Source organism: Ruegeria sp. AH12, assembly GCF_056541465.1.
In genome coordinates this window covers 1-1445 of record NZ_JBQFYL010000052.1, presented here as the reverse complement: position 1 = coordinate 1445, position 1445 = coordinate 1, and the positions used below count along the sequence as shown (strand labels likewise).

The window sequence follows — 1445 nt, the reverse complement described above, 5'->3', positions numbered from 1 at the left end:
CAGGCCTCTGGCATTGGCTTGGTCTCACCACATTGATGGCACATCAGACGCTTGAGGAACCGGTGTTCAACCATTCGCGCGTCGCAATGATCGCAGGCAATCTGCTCCCCGCACGCCCGGCATAGTGTCACGGGCGCATAGCCACGGCGGTTGATGAACAGCAGTGACTGCTCTTCGCGTTCGATACGCTGTTGCACCGACTGCCGCAGCGAGGGGGAAATCCAAGTCCCGGCCTGCATCTGCTCGGCGCGCATGTCGATCGGCTTCATTTCGGGCAGGACTGCTGCACCAAAACGCGAGGTCAGGTCCAGCCGTTCGTATTTACCCGCCTCGGCATTGGCCCAGCTTTCCAGTGAAGGCGTCGCGCTGGCCAGAATCACCCGCGCTCCGCAGATGGCCGAACGCAGAACGGCCATATCCCGCGCACTATAATGCACCCCATCTTCTTGTTTGTACGAGGTGTCGTGTTCTTCATCGACAACTACGAGACCAAGATCGCGAAATGGAAGAAACAGTGCTGACCGGGCACCAACGACCAGTTGCGCATCACCCTGACCGACCATCCGCCAAACCCGGCGACGTTCAGTCATGGTCGCGCCCGAATGCCACTCAGCCGGACGCGCACCAAATCGCGCCTCGACACGCGTCAGAAATTCAGCCGTCAGCGCGATCTCGGGCAGCAAGACCAGTGCTTGCCGCCCCACGCGCAGGGCCTCAGCGACCGCCTCAAGATAAACCTCGGTCTTGCCCGAGCCCGTCACCCCCTTCAGAAGAGTCGTTCCATAATCTCCCGTCCGTTGCCCGGACTGAAGCCGCATCACGGCCTCCGCCTGATCCTCGGTCAGGTCCTTTCCCGGCAATTCAGGATCAAGATGAGGATAGGGAAGATCACGCGGGCTGTCCTCTTCACGCACAGCGTTCTGTTTGACCAACCCCTTAATGACCGAAGATGTGACCCCCGCTTGCTCGGCCAGTCCCTTCAGCGTAAAGGCCAACCCGCCATAGTCTCGCAAAACTTCAAGTACCCGCATTCGTGCGTCGGTCATTCGGTCCGGTTGACCACCGCCCAAACGATAAACCTTGCGCATCGAGGGCGGATTGCCCAACCCCGGCGCGCGCGTTGCTAGCCGCAGCATCGCAGGCATCGGCGTCAGGGTGTAGTCAGCCACTTTCCCCAGAAACACCCGCATTTCTTCACGCATCGGCGCGACCTCAAGCACCCGGTTCACCGATCGCGCCTTGGCCAGATCAAAACCACCCTGCCCCGGCCCCCAAACCACACCCAAGACTTTGCGCGGGCCCAAGGGCACCTCGACAAACGCCCCAAGAAAGCACCCGCCCTCGGGCGCTTTGTAATCCAACGTCCGGTCCAGCGGCTGCGTGGTCAGCACCGCAACCAGCTCTCCTTCGTCGAAAAATCCGTTAGCGCTCACGGCATATCCTTC

General features: G+C 60.8%; 1 protein-coding gene. It reads right to left on the bottom strand.

The window, feature by feature from the left end; translation table 11 throughout:
• Positions 1 to 1433: replication restart helicase PriA (gene priA / locus ACR0EL_RS21500; RefSeq protein ID WP_480502193.1), on the bottom strand; the 1433-nt coding region annotated here is incomplete at its 3' end.
• Positions 1434 to 1445 lie beyond the last annotated feature (12 nt).